13 protein-coding genes and 1 tRNA gene are annotated in these 15179 nt (G+C 39.6%); 7 read left to right on the top strand and 7 right to left on the bottom strand.

All coding sequences use genetic code 11. The annotated features are described in order from the left end of the window. The 4 genes from B4A24_RS15285 to B4A24_RS15270 all read left to right on the top strand — a co-directional run bounded on the left by B4A24_RS15285 (position 1) and on the right by B4A24_RS15270 (position 5262). Entirely contained in the window at positions 1-1371 is a 1371-nt protein-coding gene (locus B4A24_RS15285; RefSeq protein WP_293945984.1) for a Mur ligase family protein, read from the top strand. Positions 1372-1436: 65 nt separating this feature from the next. After that, the gene (locus B4A24_RS15280) at positions 1437-1766 is read left to right on the top strand and encodes a helix-turn-helix domain-containing protein (protein WP_070566095.1); all 330 of its coding nucleotides are present in this window, start codon (positions 1437-1439) and stop codon (positions 1764-1766) included. 134 nt (positions 1767-1900) lie between these two features. After that, positions 1901-3676, top strand: coding sequence for a peptide MFS transporter (locus B4A24_RS15275; protein ID WP_293945983.1), 1776 nt, complete (start codon positions 1901-1903; stop codon positions 3674-3676). A gap of 56 nt (positions 3677-3732) precedes the next feature. After that, a complete protein-coding gene (locus B4A24_RS15270; protein ID WP_293945982.1) occupies positions 3733-5262 on the top strand; it encodes a peptide MFS transporter in 1530 nt (509 codons plus the stop codon). 403 nt (positions 5263-5665) lie between these two features. Here B4A24_RS15270 and B4A24_RS15265 read toward each other — a convergent pair whose 3' ends face one another. After that, positions 5666-6661, bottom strand: coding sequence for an acyl-ACP desaturase (locus B4A24_RS15265; RefSeq protein ID WP_293945981.1), 996 nt, complete (start codon positions 6659-6661; stop codon positions 5666-5668). A 221-nt stretch (positions 6662-6882) separates the two neighbouring features. Here B4A24_RS15265 and B4A24_RS15260 point away from each other — a divergent pair, with 221 nt between their 5' ends. Together B4A24_RS15260 and B4A24_RS15255 are read left to right on the top strand one after the other, a co-directional pair. Beyond that, a complete protein-coding gene (locus B4A24_RS15260; protein WP_293945980.1) occupies positions 6883-8106 on the top strand; it encodes a cysteine desulfurase in 1224 nt (407 codons plus the stop codon). An 11-nt stretch (positions 8107-8117) separates the two neighbouring features. After that, complete coding sequence (locus B4A24_RS15255) at positions 8118-8537, top strand: SufE family protein (protein WP_293945979.1); 420 nt, start codon at positions 8118-8120, stop codon at positions 8535-8537. 76 nt (positions 8538-8613) lie between these two features. Here the strand turns inward: B4A24_RS15255 and B4A24_RS15250 are convergent, their stop codons facing one another. The 4 genes from B4A24_RS15250 to B4A24_RS15235 all read right to left on the bottom strand — a co-directional run bounded on the left by B4A24_RS15250 (position 8614) and on the right by B4A24_RS15235 (position 11455). Further along, the gene (locus B4A24_RS15250) at positions 8614-9435 is read right to left on the bottom strand and encodes a VOC family protein (protein ID WP_293945978.1); all 822 of its coding nucleotides are present in this window, start codon (positions 9433-9435) and stop codon (positions 8614-8616) included. A 27-nt stretch (positions 9436-9462) separates the two neighbouring features. Continuing rightward, positions 9463-10392 carry a DUF1801 domain-containing protein gene (locus B4A24_RS15245; RefSeq protein WP_293945977.1) on the bottom strand — a complete coding sequence of 310 codons (930 nt, stop codon included), beginning with the start codon at positions 10390-10392 and terminating at the stop codon, positions 9463-9465. Positions 10393-10402: 10 nt separating this feature from the next. Next, positions 10403-10831 (bottom strand): DUF1801 domain-containing protein, encoded by a 429-nt coding sequence (locus tag B4A24_RS15240; protein ID WP_293945976.1) that lies wholly within the window; start codon positions 10829-10831, stop codon positions 10403-10405. A 174-nt stretch (positions 10832-11005) separates the two neighbouring features. Continuing rightward, on the bottom strand, positions 11006-11455 hold the full coding sequence (locus B4A24_RS15235) for an SRPBCC domain-containing protein (RefSeq protein ID WP_293945975.1): 450 nt from the start codon (positions 11453-11455) through the stop codon (positions 11006-11008). Between the two features lie 356 nt (positions 11456-11811). On the opposite strand from B4A24_RS15235, the gene B4A24_RS15230 reads away from it, so the two are divergent. Continuing rightward, on the top strand, positions 11812-13719 hold the full coding sequence (locus tag B4A24_RS15230) for an alpha-L-fucosidase (RefSeq protein WP_293945974.1): 1908 nt from the start codon (positions 11812-11814) through the stop codon (positions 13717-13719). A gap of 136 nt (positions 13720-13855) precedes the next feature. On the opposite strand, the gene B4A24_RS15225 is transcribed toward B4A24_RS15230, so the two are convergent. Then, positions 13856-13928 (bottom strand) — tRNA-Lys (locus tag B4A24_RS15225). A 278-nt stretch (positions 13929-14206) separates the two neighbouring features. Then, complete coding sequence (locus B4A24_RS15220; protein ID WP_172395806.1) at positions 14207-15160, bottom strand: acetyl-CoA carboxylase carboxyltransferase subunit alpha; 954 nt, start codon at positions 15158-15160, stop codon at positions 14207-14209. Between the last annotated feature and the right edge of the window lie 19 nt (positions 15161-15179).

The following is a 15179-nucleotide window of genomic DNA, read 5'->3' as shown; positions in this document are numbered from 1 at the left end:
ATGCGTATTCATTTTATAGCGATAGGTGGTAGTGTGATGCATAACCTTGCCATTTCCTTGGCAAAGCAGGGGCACCAGATTACAGGATCTGACGATCAGATTGTGGAACCTTCCCGTTCTCATCTTATCGAAGCTGGCTTATTGCCAGATCAGTTGGGATGGTTTTCCGAAAAGGTAACGGAAGATATTGATGCAGTTATTTTGGGAGCACATGCAGAGGCAAATAATCCCGAATTAGAAAAGGCACAAGAACTGGGGTTGAAGATCTATTCTTTCCCCGAATTTATACAAGAACTTTCGCAGGATAAGATCCGTGTGGTGATCGCAGGGAGCTACGGAAAAACAACTATCACGAGTATGGTCATGCACGTGATGCGTTTCTTAGGTAAAGATTTTGACTATTTGGTAGGGGCACAATTACGAGGTTTTGATAAACTTGTAGATATTACCAAGAATAATAAGATTATTATTATCGAGGGAGATGAATATGTTTCGTCAAAAATTGACCCTAAGTCTAAATTTCTATATTATAAACCTAATATAGCCTTAATCTCGGGTATCGTATGGAATGAATTTAATTCCAAAATATCGAAAGAGGAATATATTAAACAATTTGAAGATTTTATTGATTCAATACCTCCTAAAGGTACACTAATCTATAATAAAGAGGATGCTGTGCTACAGAAAGTGTTGCAGGATACCAAAGACTGTAAAATCAACAGACATGGTTATAAAATCCCTGACTATACGATTAATAAAGGAGTGACATATCTTAATACAGCAGAGGGAGATGTTCCTTTACAAGTATTTGGAAAGCATAATTTGTCCAATATCGCAGGAGCCTATACGGTGTGTGAATGGTTGGGTATCAAAAAGAAAGAGTTTTTTGATGCGATAAAGAGCTTTAATACCTCTATCCGTTATTTGGAATTTGTCGCCAGTTCTGAAGGATCTGTAGTTTATCAAGATTACGCTTACAATGCCGATAAAGTCAGGTCAAGTATTCATGCAGTAAAAGAACAATTTCCTAATCAGAAATTGGTCACAATAATTGAATTAAACTCGTATGATAGTTTAGATTCATCGTTTTTGTTACAATATGCTGATTCCATGCGCGAGTCGGATCTCTCTGTCGTCTACGTGAATATCAACTCTTGTAAGGAACTTAATAAGAATATTGAAAGTGTCCCTGAAAATATTAAGAAATGTTTTAATGATCCTGATTTAGAGGTTGTTGTAAGTTTGGATGGCTTGTATTCTTTTTTAGACGGTGTTAAATCTAGAGGTTACAATTTACTGCTTATGAGTTTAAATAATTATAACGGGGTTAACCTATCTGTTCTTGCTGATCGTTTTTTTAAGGATTTTTAAAGAAAAAATTATAATTTAATGTAAATTAATTTTTATTTGCTATTTTTGTTTAAAATATCTACCAGATGAATGCATTAGGAAAAAAAATTAGATTACTTAGACACCAAAAAGGGTGGAGTCAAGAGGATGTTGCAAAGCGATTGGATATCTCAATCCCAGCATTTTCTAAAATTGAAACAGGTATTACAGACGTGAATCTGTCTCGCCTAAATCAAATTTCAAAATTATTTAATTTGACAGTTGTTCAACTATTATCTACTTCTGATTCAGAAGAGGATAAAGAGTATGTTAATGAAGTCAATGCGCTGACGCAAAAGTTGCAACAACGCGATGGCGAGGTTATCGAACTTCAGAAAAAGGTCATTGATCTTTATGAACAATTGCACAAAAGATAGGGCATATTAAAAATGTTACTGAAAAGGCAATCCATTTGGATTGCTTTTTTTGTTTATGCAACTTTATTTTGTCCAAAAGTGATTTTGTTTTTGTTTCTTTGTAAGTATTTTATAAAAATAAAGGTTGATTACTTATGGGGAGATTAAGCGGGGATATAACAACTAGCCCGTCTACTGATTTTTTTAAATCAAATGTATTAGGGCAGCGCTCAGGGCTGTTCGTACTTTTTTTTACGGAGATGTGGGAACGGTTCTCGTTCTATGGCATGCGTGTCTTGTTGATGCAATTTTTAACCGCTGCGGTTATACAAGGCAGCCCTTTCTCGGGCTGGGCTTGGACAGCACAACAGGCAGGTGCATTATACGGAACGTATGCAATGATGCTTTATTTGACACCTATCCTTGGTGGAATTATCGCCGATAAATACATCGGATCTCGAAAAGCTGTTATTATTGGTTCATCAATTATGACATTGGGGCATGCGGCAATGGCTTTCGATACTGCTATCATGTTTTTTCTGGGTTTGATCTGTCTAGTGATCGGAACCGGTTTTTTCAAACCTAATATGCCTTCAATCCTTGGTGAAATGTATAAAGATCTGCCTGAAAAGAAAGACGGGGCATATACGATATTCTATATGGGTGTCAACGCGGGCGCTTTCTTCGGTATGATGCTTTGTGGCTATATCGCCGAAACGTATGGATGGCATTGGGGATTCGGATTGGCCGGTATTTTTATGCTTCTTGGCACGTTACAGTTTGTTTTCGCAAAACCACTTATGGGCAATCTCGGTATTTTAGACAAGTCTGTGGCCGGTGAAAAGAAAGAAGTCACGGTTAGTGATACGGATACTAAAAACCCGTTTACACTAAGAGATTATGTGCTGATCGCTATCGTATCTATTATCGGTTTTGTATACGCTTTTAATGACCCATTGTCAAAAAATGGTATTGTTGATGTTTTCGCCGGACTGGATACCTCTTTTCTGAGGGGACAGTATATCATGGTCATCGTCGCATTGATCCTTTTTATTTATTTGATTGTTTCCCGGATTTTGCGTTATGACAAAACAGTTAGGGACAGAATGTTTGCTGTGGTGCTGTTAGCTTTTTTCCTCATCTTCTTTTTCATGAGCTTTGAACAAGGGGCAACCTCATTGGTTATTGTAGCGCGAGATAATATCGACAGGGCGCTTACAGGTGGGGCATTGACAACATTTAATGTCGTCAATGGTTTGCTAACCATTGTACCGCTATCAATTATTAGTTGGGTTCTTATTAAACTAGCAAAGGTAACCTGGGATAAGATTGCAATATCAAATATCGTATTGTTTATCTGTTTTGGACTGATCTGGGGTGCCGCAATCTGGATGCTTTATCAGGAGTTTAACAAAGAAGCTTCAGAAATCAAAGTATCCTGGTTTTCAATTCTTAACTCCTTTTTTATTATTGCGCTAGCATCTACAGTTTCTAAGATCTGGGAATCGAAATATAATCCTTCCGCAGCATTTAAATATGGATTTGGTTTGATTCTAGTTGCTATTGGATTCTTAATTATCGGATTAGGTTCTTGGGGAATAGCGCCAGGCGTGAAAATTTCAATGGTATTTCTTGTCTTAACTTATCTGTTCCACACATTGGGGGAATTATTTATTTCACCGGTGGGCTTATCCTATGTTTCTAAATTGGTTCCAGCCCGAATGTTGGCTTTCATGTTTGGTATCTGGTATCTAGCCATTGCTATTGCACAAAAGGTTGCAGCGGTACTGGGGGGACAAGTGGAAACAATTCAGCAAGAATACTCATTGAGTCACTTTTTCTTTTTATTTACAGCGATTCCAGCGTTTGCCGGATTGCTTGTAATGTTATTCAATCCTTTGATCAAAAGATTGATGCACGGAATTAAATAATAACTACATAAGCTTCTTTTACGAAAGAAGCTTTTTTGATTAATAATAAATACAGTATGGAGGCGAGTACACGCGAGTCGTTAGAGGAGATTCAAAATTTTAAGGGCAAGTACCCACGGCAAATCTGGAGCCTGTTCTTTTCGGAAATGTGGGAACGGTTTTGCTTTTATGGCATGCGGGGCATGTTGGTGTTCTTTATGATCACCCAACTAAACTTCGCGGAAAAAGAGGCTAATTTACAGTATGGAGCTACACAGGCATTTGTCTATGCTTTTACATTTATCGGTGGACTTTTTGCGGATAAGATTTTAGGCTTTAGGAAATCATTGTTCTGGGGTGGATTATTGATGATCGTAGGAAGTCTTTTCCTGGCGGCGGATCCACATCAATATTTCTTTTTTGGTCTTTCGTTTATTATTATTGGTACCGGCTTTTTTAAACCCAATATCTCTACCATGGTGGGAGAACTCTATCATGATGGAGACAACCGTCGTGATGGCGGCTTCTCGCTTTTCTATGCGGGGATCAATCTAGGTGCATTTTTGGGTGGTTATGTTTGTGTAGCCATTGGTAAAGGGTATATGTTAACGTCAATTATTTCTGAGGCCCACCGTTGGAATGTAGCTTTTGGTTTGGCTGCGGTAGGGATGTTGGCGAGTTTGATTAACTTTCATTTTACTAAGAGACATTTGGGGCCTATTGGGCTCAAACCCGGACACCCAGATGCTATCGTAAAGACTAAACCTCTACCAAAATGGGTAGAGTATGCCGTGTATATGCTGACATTGATCTTTATACCTGTAATTCAGATCATGGTATCAAAAACGCAATATACCGACTATTTTATGTACACCATTGGGCCATTGACGCTTTTGTATCTGTTCTATGAAATGTCAAAAGTAACCAAAGAAGAACGCAACAAATTAATCGCTGCTTTAGTGTTTATCTTGTTTTCCATTATCTTTTGGGGGATATATGAACAAAGTGGTGGTTCATTGAGCATATTTGCCGCTAAGCACCTGAACGACTCTTTACTTGGAGCGGTGACACTTGATCCAAATGGTGTCAATAATTCTGGCGGTGCTTTGTTCATTATTGCTCTTGCGCCATTATTTGGCCTATTCTGGATTTGGTTGGGGAAACGTAAACTTGAGCCGAATACCATCATCAAGTTTGGTTTGGGCTTTGTTTTCTTGGGACTAGGATACTATGTGCTTTTTGCGACGCGTCTTTTTGCCCATGATGGGATGACCTCATTGGATATCTTCACACTTGCGCTATTGGTGATCACTGTTGGTGAACTTTGCCTTTCGCCAATTGGGCTTTCAATAATGACGAAACTTTCTCCAGCAAGGTTGCAGGGCATTATGATGGGAATGTGGTTTTTGGCAAGTGCATATGGTCAATATGTCGCAGGACTGATCGGTGCGAGTATGGCTGAAGCAAAGGAAGGAAATTCGTTGGCGGATAACTTAGTGACTTATACCGGAAGTTACAAGCAATTAGGCTTGTATTCTTTAATTGCCGGTATAGTCCTGATCGCCTTGTCACCTGTTGTGCGGAAACTCATGGGAAATGTGAAATAATTTCTGATCACTTAAAATCCGCCACTCCTACGGTATTGATTCGTGTCTGCTTCGTAACTGCTTCGGGACATAGTCGTATCAGCTTCGAGGTGTTACAGTGATGAGAGCGTGGTGAGTCCGTGGTGAGTCCGAGTCTAACACGGATTCACCACGCAAAGGCATCGGTGAGATCTTACTCTTACCTGCTCTCAAGGGCGAAGAAGGGCCGAATACGACCCGAAGTATAGTCAAATGACAGTCGAACGATAGTCGAAGCACACTCGAATACTACATAGGACTCGGACTCTGTTTCGAAAATTGATATATAGGTTTTTATATCAACTTATTTGTATCGTATTCCTATGCAATAAATTTTATTAGTTATAAACAAAAAAGCCTGATTATTTCTAATCAGGCTTTTCTGTTATCCGTATATCCATTTGAATTTATATTCTTTTTCTGGCACTTTCATGCGGTCTGCCAATCTCGTCAGACGATCGGGAAGTCTTAAGAGATAATCTCTTGCTTTTTCACCTTGATCATTCAGACCTGAAACTTGATCAATCTTCCATTCATTATTAAGTTCTTTCAAGATATCAACATAATCCAATGCTGTATACACACCCAGTCGTTGCGCAGCATCAGAAAAATGTGCAAAGGCTTCGCCTTGAGGCTCACCTGCTTCTCTTAAGAATTGCGCTGGCATAACGATTTTCTTACGCATCATATCTTCAAATGCGATCATCACTTCACTAGGATCTACCGTCATTGCTTTTGATATGAAGGACATATATGCTTTGGCATGGCGCGCTTCATCCGATGCAATAACACCACACATTTTTGCCAAAAGTTTATCGCCACTTTTTTTGGAAAGCCCCGATACCCGGCGATGGGATACGTTGGTAGCAAGCTCCTGGAATGATGTATATATAAAGTTACGGTAAGGGTCAGCACCAGTTCCGATGTCAAAACCGTCTTGTATCAGGTATTGTGTCGACATTTCAAACTGACGCATATCTATTCTACCTGATAAGTAAAGATATCTATTCAATAAATCACCGTGGCGGTTTTCTTCAGCAGTCCAAGCACGGACCCATTTCATCCATCCGCCTTGTTCATTTTTATCAACATCCTCAACCATTGTCAGCCAAGATTCGTAGGTCGGAAGAGCCTCTTCCGTAATAGTGTCGCCGATTAATACAGCTACCAAATCATACGAAAGCTCTTTAGCACTTTCCTGTAAATCTCTTATTTCCTCAAAAAAAGTATCCCTAGAAGCATCTGGAAGGAAATCAGCGGGTTGCCACATTTCTTCTACAGGCTTCAGGTATTCGCTCATTTCATTTAACATGAAAGGCTCCAAGTAGGCCATCACTTCTTTACGTGAGCCTTCTGGTAAATTTAGAGGTAATTCTTGCATATCAATACAAAGGTAAATAAATAGCTCCAATAAATTATAAAAGCAAGTTATAATTGTTTAAAATGGTCAATAAGGTAGAAAAAGAGTTTTTTAACGAGATAGAGTAACTTTATATTTTGGCAAGCCTATCGGTAAGGTCATTGATAATGACATAAAAAACAGATTGCCCGTCCTGTATTCGATAAAATACTATTAACTTTGTATAAATTATTGAGACAACTTTGGAAAGATATAATATAGATAAAATACGTTCAGATTTTCCTATTCTAAAAAGACAGGTGAATGGCAAACCTTTGGTTTATCTGGATAATGGAGCGACGACACAAAAACCCGTTACAGTAATTGATGCTATTGCTCATTATTATACGGATATGAATAGTAATGTACACCGGGGCGTTCACTACCTGAGCCAGATATCGACGGATGCTTTCGAGGTTACCCGTAAAAAGCTTCAATCTTTTATCAATGCTCCTGAGGACAAGCAGGTGATTATTACCAAGGGTACGACTGATAGTATCAATTTAGTGGCGACTTGTTATGGACGGACATTTATCCATGCGGATGATGAAATCATTATTTCTGCCATGGAGCACCACTCTAATATTGTGCCTTGGCAAATGCTCTGCGAGGAAAGAGGCTGTAAGATCCGTGTTATCCCGATGAATGACAAGGGAGAGCTCGATATGAAAGCTTATGAAGATTTATTTAATGAAAAAACAAAATTAGTTTCAGTGACGTATGTCTCCAATGCACTTGGTACAATCAATCCCGTCAGAGAAATGATTTCGACTGCCCATAAGCATGGGGCGGTTGTGTTGGTGGATGCGGCACAAGCTGTTCAACATATTCAAGTGGATGTACAAGATCTTGATGTTGACTTTTTAGTGTTTTCTGGACATAAAATGTACGGCCCAACTGGTGTTGGCGTATTATACGGTAAGGAAGAACTATTAAATGCAATGCCTCCTTATCAGGGTGGTGGTGATATGATCAAAGAGGTGACTTTTGAAAAGACAACTTATAATGAGTTGCCCTTTAAATTTGAAGCAGGTACACCGAATATTGAGGCTGGAATCTGTTTAAATGAGGCTATTGACTATATCAATTCAATCGGTTTAAAGAATATCGAAGCTTATGAACACGAGCTGTTGGAGTACGCATTGGAAAAATTGTCCCAGATTCCTGGGATGAAATTTATCGGTACCGCAGACCAAAAATGCTCTGTCATTTCATTCATTATCGAAGGTACCCATCCGTATGACGTAGGTGTAATTTTAGATAAATTGGGAATAGCGGTGCGGACTGGTCATCATTGTGCACAACCTGTTATGGATCGCTTTGGTATCCCGGGAACAATCCGGGCTTCGTTAGCACTCTACAATACAAAAGAAGAAATAGATATCTTGGTGGCGGGTATTCAGCGTGCTGTCAATATGTTAGTGTAATAAAAATGGTTATGGCGATTAATGAAATACAAAACGAATTAATTGAAGATTTTGCTTTTTTTACTGACTGGATGGAAAAATATGAGTACATCATCCAACTTGGGAAAGAAGTTCCTTTAATTAATGAGCAATATAAGACAGAAGAATATATTATCAAGGGCTGTCAGTCCAAGGTATGGTTATATCCCGAAGTTAAAGATGGTAAGGTGTATTTCACTGCAGATAGTGATGCAATTATCACCAAGGGTTTGGTTAGCCTGATGGTAAAAGTTCTGTCTGGGCATACGGCGAAAGAAATCGTTGATGCGGACCTGTATTTCGTCGATGAGATAGGTTTAAAAGAACATTTGTCGCCGACTCGTGCGAACGGCTTATTGTCGATGATCAAACAGATGAAATTATATGCATTAGCATTGCAAGTCAATGCTTAGCCGATAAAAAAAAGGGGATGACCATCATCCCCTTTTTTATGCATCTTAGTAGGAGCTTTGCTATTGGCTAGCGAGCTTATCCTATTAAATCTTTTATAATGATTTTTTTCATTTTCATCAGCGCTTCTCCGGCGCTGGGATGTTGAAGATATGTTGCAATTTGTTCAGGTACAATTTGCCAACTTACACCAAATTCATCCTTACACCAGCCACACATGCTTTCTTGTCCTTGTGCTGTAATGCAATTCCAGTAATAGTCAATTTCCGCCTGATCTTTGCACAAGATGGTGAGCGAAATTCCTTCATTAAAAGTGAAGTTCTGATTGACACCACTATCCATCGCCATTAGCGTGAATCCTTTGATGAGGAATTGCGTATGTTGGATTAAACCCTCGTATTCACCTGCTGCGTAGCGCATGATACCGTTGCTCCGGAAGTCTTTAAATAGCTCCTCATAAAACTTTAGCGCGGCTTCACATTTACCTTGTTGGGAACCACAATACATCAGGGTAGGGACGATTGCTTGCTGATTGGTGTCGCTCACCTTGCCTTGGTATAATTGCCAGTTTACACCATATTTATCCGCTATCCAACCATAGTAGGGACTCCAGGGGTAGTTGTCTAAGGGCATTAATATCTCACCATCTGCTGAAAATACATTCCAGATACGATCAACCTCTTCTTTTGATTCGCAGATCACCATAAATGATATGGATGGATTGGGTTTAAATATCGGGCCTCCATTGATTCCGATAAATTTTACACCATCGAGCTGAGCCTCGACAACAATCGGAGAGTGGCTTGTAATAAGGCTGTTTGGAAAGGTCTGACAGTATAGGTCAAAAGCCTCTTTTGCATTTTGATCAAACCAGATGGAGGGTATAATTGAATTTTCCATGAGCGTCGATTTTTGAGTTGAAATCCATTATTTATATTTATCATTTAGTCCTTTGTTGGCGATAATCATCGGTCTGATTTTTTCGAGACGGGATAATTTAGTTTTTTCCTGCTTTGCCTCGTCGATATATTGGATATATTCTTTTTGTTTTCCCGGAGTTAATGCCTTGAAATGATCATGAAATGCCTCATCTGAACGAAGTGCCTCGAGTAAAAGACCGGACGGGGGGATAATTTCGGTTTTAGCTGGTTTAATTTCTTTTCCGTCATCAATTGTTTGAATAGACTCTTGAATATATGCTTCAATTTTGGCACGATCCATCTCATTCACATCCGTAAAACGCCATTGGCGAAGTGCTTTGGTTTTACCTTCTGAGGCATTGATCAGAAAGTTTTCTTTATCGTCTAAAAATACTCCGTTATAAAACCAGAGGGAAAAAAAATGTTTGAAGCCGCCCCACCCGATGACATTCTTTCCCTTGTGCGTATAAATATAACTACCCCATTTAAATTCTTTCTGTAGTGTGGTTTTCAACATAATCTGTTGCATCAGTTCTTCAGCCTCCTGCCAATTTCCGCGGCTTTTATGCCAGTTGGGGCCCTGTTTATCCTTGAATTTTTTGGTGTTAAATGCAACGATATCCCGGATGATTTTTTCGGGGATGGGCTGGTCTATCGGAATCTGAATAGCTCCTTTTGTTGTTTTGAAAGATTTGAGCTGAGGAGCAAAATGTGCAATGGCGTCTGGCCCTGGGTATATTCCGAGATGTTGCTTATTCATGGCAAAATGAATCAGATTGCCATTCAATCGGAAGGTAGGCATCTGGTAGGAAATGGTTTCTATGGCTGAAGGGGGAACCGCTCCAGCAATAAGCTTGTAGATCTGAATGAGATATTCTTTCTTACCTCCCTCAAATTGGTTTATATATGCTTCGATTGTCGAAATGCTGCTTGTCATACTACTATTCCTAATTCTTGATCCTTGTGTATTTTGTTGACAGAAATCGGATCGTCTGCTGCATTAATGTGCTCAGGTTGTCCGTATTGATGTCACTTAGTTTCTTAATGTAAATACAAGCTTTCCCGAGCTTGAATTTTCCCAATTGTTCCACAAAGATCCTGTGTTCGTCGAGTCCGGTATATACATATAGCGAAATAGCGGCTTTTCGGGGGCTGAATCCTATCAAAGGAGCATGTCCTTGGTGACCGCTCGCGTATCTATAGTGGTACTGTCCGAAGCCGATGATGGATTCGCCAAACATTTTAGGGTCTTCATTTGAGACAGTCTGCATCAAATGTATCAGCTCGATGCTATCCGCTCTCTTTTGAATATCTGGTATTTCGCGAATAAAGTCATCGACATTCTTTTCGAGATAGGATGTTTTATTTGTTGTCATCGTTTCAACTTGTAATTTATTTGAAGTAGGTATTAGCTACATCTGCTGATTATATGATTTCTTTTAGTGTGATATCGGGCTCTTTATCTAGCTTATCAATTATTCAGTCGGTTGTTTCGACTTGACTTTCCTTGTATGGCGTCACTTCTATAGATATCATTTTCTTTGCTTAATTTATGAAAACATAAAATCAAACGCGCCTTTTCGAAGATTGATATTATATTCAAGATAAGCCTTCATACAGGCTAAAAAATTTGCCCAGCCTTCTGTTTGGCGCATCATAATCAAAATACCTTCCTGATCGTTGTTCATTTCATGTTCTGTAATTTTGACAACGGTAGAATCATCCACGAAGGAAGACAGGTGGATTTCAACTAGCTGATTGGCGATCCCTCCGCTCCAGTCAAACGAAATATAGGTGTCTGGGTGAATTGTTTTTCCGGTTACAGGGAAATTGTCCGGGAATTCGGGAAAAGTCCATTCTATGGTTTTTCCGGACTCCAGGCGACCGGTTGAAGATTTAATAAAATAATGATTCATTTTATTCGGATCAACTATAGCTTCGAAAACTTCACGTATGGGTTTTTGGATCTGAATACTTGCTTTAGCGGTTAGCTTTTCCATAATTTTAAATTTTTAACAAATATTGTATAAATACTGACTCTAAGATATCCTGACTGTTTTTGGCGGTTTCGATAAGGATTTCACGGGTATTGACTGTCGATCGTATTTCAATATGCCGATGATCTCGGTAATTGTTCATGTTTCTTAAGTTTATAATATGGAATAAACAGCGCTAGCGTTAATAGGTTTTATTTTTTTTGACTTTGCGTAACTATTCCCCTAATATGAACAAAAATTACACCTTATTTTTGGCTTTTTGAGGTATTTTTGAAGCTGGTATACATTATTTCTGTTGAACGGTTGTGCTCCTCCGAGCAGAAGGTTTGGCTTTGGAAGACAATTATAATATTAAACTTATGATAAATATCAGGTATTGCCTTGTTTTAATACTTTCGGTTGCCACAATTGCGGTCAAAGGGCAAGTTAGAGACGTTAATAAGGGAAACGAAGCTGCGGATATGTTTAATGACCCTACTACAAGGGATATAAATGCGATATCGGCTGCAGAAGCTGGTTGGTGGAAGCAGTCTGCAACAGGACAAAAACAGCGTGTTGAAAAATGGAAAAAGGCAACCTTTGGCATGTTTGTCCATTGGGGTGTTTATTCGCAATATGGTAATGTGTGGAAAGGGAAAAAAGGTGGTGGATATGCGGAGCATTTGATGCGCGTCATGCACATCCCCCGTCAGGAATACCTGGATTCCGCAGCGAGATTTAATCCTGAAAAATTTAATGCAGAAGAATGGGTAACCTTGGCAAAAAATGCCGGTATGAAATACTTTATCATTACGGCTAAACATCACGATGGTTTTGCCATGTATCCTTCGCAATATGCCAGCTCTTATGCGATCAAGAGTACCGCATTAAAGGCAGATCCACTGGCAGAACTTGCTAGAGCTTGTCGGAGGCATGGGCTATTATTTGGGTTTTACTATTCACATGCATTTGACTGGGAGCACCCCGATGCGCCAGGAAATGACTGGGATTATACTAACCCGGGCGGGGATAAGTTGCTGGGGGGAGCAAATTGGTTCGACAATTATCCGGAGTGGTTGCCTAAAGCAAAACGTTATGTAGATGAAAAGGCAATTCCGCAAATAACGGAACTGATCCATAAGTATCATCCCGACTTGCTTTGGTTTGATACACCGCATAAGCTACCTCTGTCCGAAAATTTAAGAATTCTGAAGGCAATCAGGGCTACTGATCCCTCTATTGTTGTTAACGGACGATTAGCTCGTACTGGTGACAAGAATTATGGTGATTATTTGAATACTGCTGATCGACCGGAAGAGTTCTACCCGGTTTCTGCAGGAGCTTATTGGGAGGCTATTCCTACAACGAATGATTCGTATGGCTATTCCTCAACAGATAAGAATTATAAGCCAACAGCGCATTTTATTCAATTGTTGGCAAAAGCCACAGCAATGGGAGGGAATATCCTGATGAATATTGGTCCCAAAGGCGATGGCCGTATTGATTCGCCTGATGTTGCTATTTTGCAAGGGATAGCGGCATGGATGGCAAAGAATAAGGAAAGTGTCATTAATGTAGATCCATCTCCTTTGCCTCGTCAACAATGGGGAGTGATTACGAAAAGAGGTAGTATCTTGTATTTGCATATCTTTAATAAGCCAAAAGGAGAGAAATTGACCGTAGGCGGACTTACCATGGGAGTTAAATCTATTTCTCTGTTGTCTTCAAAGAGGAGGATCAAAAACTATATTTCAGATGCTGTAGGACTTCATATCCCATTGGATCAAATAGCGGACGACCTGGCTGACGAAGTTATTGTTGTCCAATTAAAACAGGATACCGTCGCACCTGATACCAATGAGCTAGTTTTTGTTGATCCTAATATTGCGCAAAATAGGTTGTTGTCTTTCTATGCAAGACAATATGGGGATCCGATGAAATTTGGGGATGGCAAAAGGGATCGTTATTATGTTTCCGGATGGAAAAACAGTGAGCAGTATCTTGGATGGGATATCAATGTATTGGAACCTGCGCGCTTTGATGTCTCAATACGCTATGTAAAGGATGTGGAAAATGCGGGCGGGGAGATGATTTTAAAAATAGGGGGGAAAGAAATCAATTTCTTAATTGACCCATCATCTCCTACAAGTGGCCGTGGAAATTCGATATTGCTTGGCCAGATAGATTTGCCGAAAGGAAAGCAAGCAGTAGAACTTCACGCAAAAAATATTGTAGGGACGGAGACAGTTAAGTTCTTGGAGCTCATCCTGAGGCATGATAAAAAGTGATCCGCTGTGATTGGCTCAGCCCCGCAGTTCCCGTGCACATCCTTGAGCCTCCGTCGGATCGAACCCGGCCGGCCCTTCGTTCGAATCCTAAATACCTTAAACAAGAAAAGCTAACCTTGCGATTAGCTTTTCTTTGTGATCCCGCTGGGATTCGAACCCAGGACCCATACATTAAAAGTGTATTGCTCTACCAGCTGAGCTACGGAATCCTTTCTGTTTTTGAAAGTGATGCAAAGGTATAAAAAGATCTGATTGTGTCCAAATGTTTTTGTTTTTTTTATTTGTATATTTTATAACTGCGTATGAATTACGCTATTATTTTTTTAGAAAGAATAGAATTTTGTTTAATACTAGCGCAATTCGATTGTAAATCGAGCGATTTCATGTAAGCTATGTTGTTTTTTTTGTGGAAATCCGACGTTATTAAATGAGAAAAGTCGGCATACCTTGCCGACTTTTCTATATTTTGAGAAATATGGAGACAACATTATTCTGTCACAACGCCCATATTACTGAATTTGTCAATGCGTTCCTTGATCAATGTATCGCTGTCCTTTGCTGTCAATTCAGCTAGATCTTTCAATAATTGCTCTTTCAGATTAGCCGCTGCTTTTGCAGGATCTTGATGTGCACCACCTAATGGTTCAGGAATAATACCATCGATCAAGCCATTACCCAACATGTCAGTGGAAGTTAGTTTTAATGCTTCTGCAGCCTTCTCTTTATGATCCCAACTTCTCCATAAGATTGATGAACAAGATTCGGGAGAAATAACAGAATACCAAGTATGTTCCATCATATATACACGATTACCTACCCCGATACCCAAAGCTCCACCAGAAGCACCTTCACCTATAACCACACAGATGATCGGAACTTTAAGTACGGCCATCTCCATAAGGTTGCGTGCAATGGCTTCCCCTTGTCCCCGCTCTTCAGCTTCTAAACCTGGGTAAGCTCCCATGGTGTCGATTAATGTAATGACTGGCTTATTGAACTTTTCTGCCATTTTCATCAAGCGTAATGCTTTACGGTAACCTTCCGGATTGGCCATGCCAAAATTATGATATTGACGCTCTTTGGTGTTTTTGCCTTTCTGATGACCAATGATCATGACAGCATTACCATCGATAGAGGCCATTCCACCTACAATCGCCTTGTCGTCTTTTACCGTGCGATCACCATGCAATTCAATAAATTCATCGCAGATGGCTTCGATATAATCATAGGTCTGTGGACGATCCTGATGCCGAGACATTTGAACGTTCTGCCAACCCGTTAAATTGCTGTATATTTCTTTTTCCGTAGAAGCAAGTTTTTCCTCAAGTTCACGAACGGTTGCGCTCATATCCACTTGGGTTTTTTCGGCAACTTGTGTTACCTTTTCAATCTGCAATTGCAAATCTGCAATTGGCTTTTCAAAATCAAACGTGGTTTTCATATATCTATTTTATGAAAAT

This window comes from Sphingobacterium sp. UBA7249 (assembly GCF_002472835.1).
GTDB classification, from domain to species: Bacteria; Bacteroidota; Bacteroidia; order Sphingobacteriales; family Sphingobacteriaceae; genus Sphingobacterium; species Sphingobacterium prati.
Note: the sequence above shows the minus strand (reverse complement) of the source record. Positions and strands in the feature narration are given on the sequence as shown.

Excerpts from the sequence above, each read along its gene's own strand:
- B4A24_RS15230 (WP_293945974.1), top strand. The coding sequence starts at position 11,812 with ATGATAAATATCAGGTATTGCCTTGTTTTAATACTTTCGGTTGCCACA.
- B4A24_RS15250 (WP_293945978.1), bottom strand. The coding sequence starts at position 9,435 with ATGGAAAATTCAATTATACCCTCCATCTGGTTTGATCAAAATGCAAAA.
- B4A24_RS15255 (WP_293945979.1), top strand. The coding sequence starts at position 8,118 with ATGGCGATTAATGAAATACAAAACGAATTAATTGAAGATTTTGCTTTT.
- B4A24_RS15270 (WP_293945982.1), top strand. The coding sequence starts at position 3,733 with ATGGAGGCGAGTACACGCGAGTCGTTAGAGGAGATTCAAAATTTTAAG.
- B4A24_RS15280 (WP_070566095.1), top strand. The coding sequence starts at position 1,437 with ATGAATGCATTAGGAAAAAAAATTAGATTACTTAGACACCAAAAAGGG.
- B4A24_RS15285 (WP_293945984.1), top strand. The coding sequence starts at position 1 with ATGCGTATTCATTTTATAGCGATAGGTGGTAGTGTGATGCATAACCTT.
- B4A24_RS15275 (WP_293945983.1), top strand. The coding sequence starts at position 1,901 with ATGGGGAGATTAAGCGGGGATATAACAACTAGCCCGTCTACTGATTTT.
- B4A24_RS15265 (WP_293945981.1), bottom strand. The coding sequence starts at position 6,661 with ATGCAAGAATTACCTCTAAATTTACCAGAAGGCTCACGTAAAGAAGTG.
- B4A24_RS15220 (WP_172395806.1), bottom strand. The coding sequence starts at position 15,160 with ATGAAAACCACGTTTGATTTTGAAAAGCCAATTGCAGATTTGCAATTG.
- B4A24_RS15235 (WP_293945975.1), bottom strand. The coding sequence starts at position 11,455 with ATGGAAAAGCTAACCGCTAAAGCAAGTATTCAGATCCAAAAACCCATA.
- B4A24_RS15240 (WP_293945976.1), bottom strand. The coding sequence starts at position 10,831 with ATGACAACAAATAAAACATCCTATCTCGAAAAGAATGTCGATGACTTT.
- B4A24_RS15245 (WP_293945977.1), bottom strand. The coding sequence starts at position 10,392 with ATGACAAGCAGCATTTCGACAATCGAAGCATATATAAACCAATTTGAG.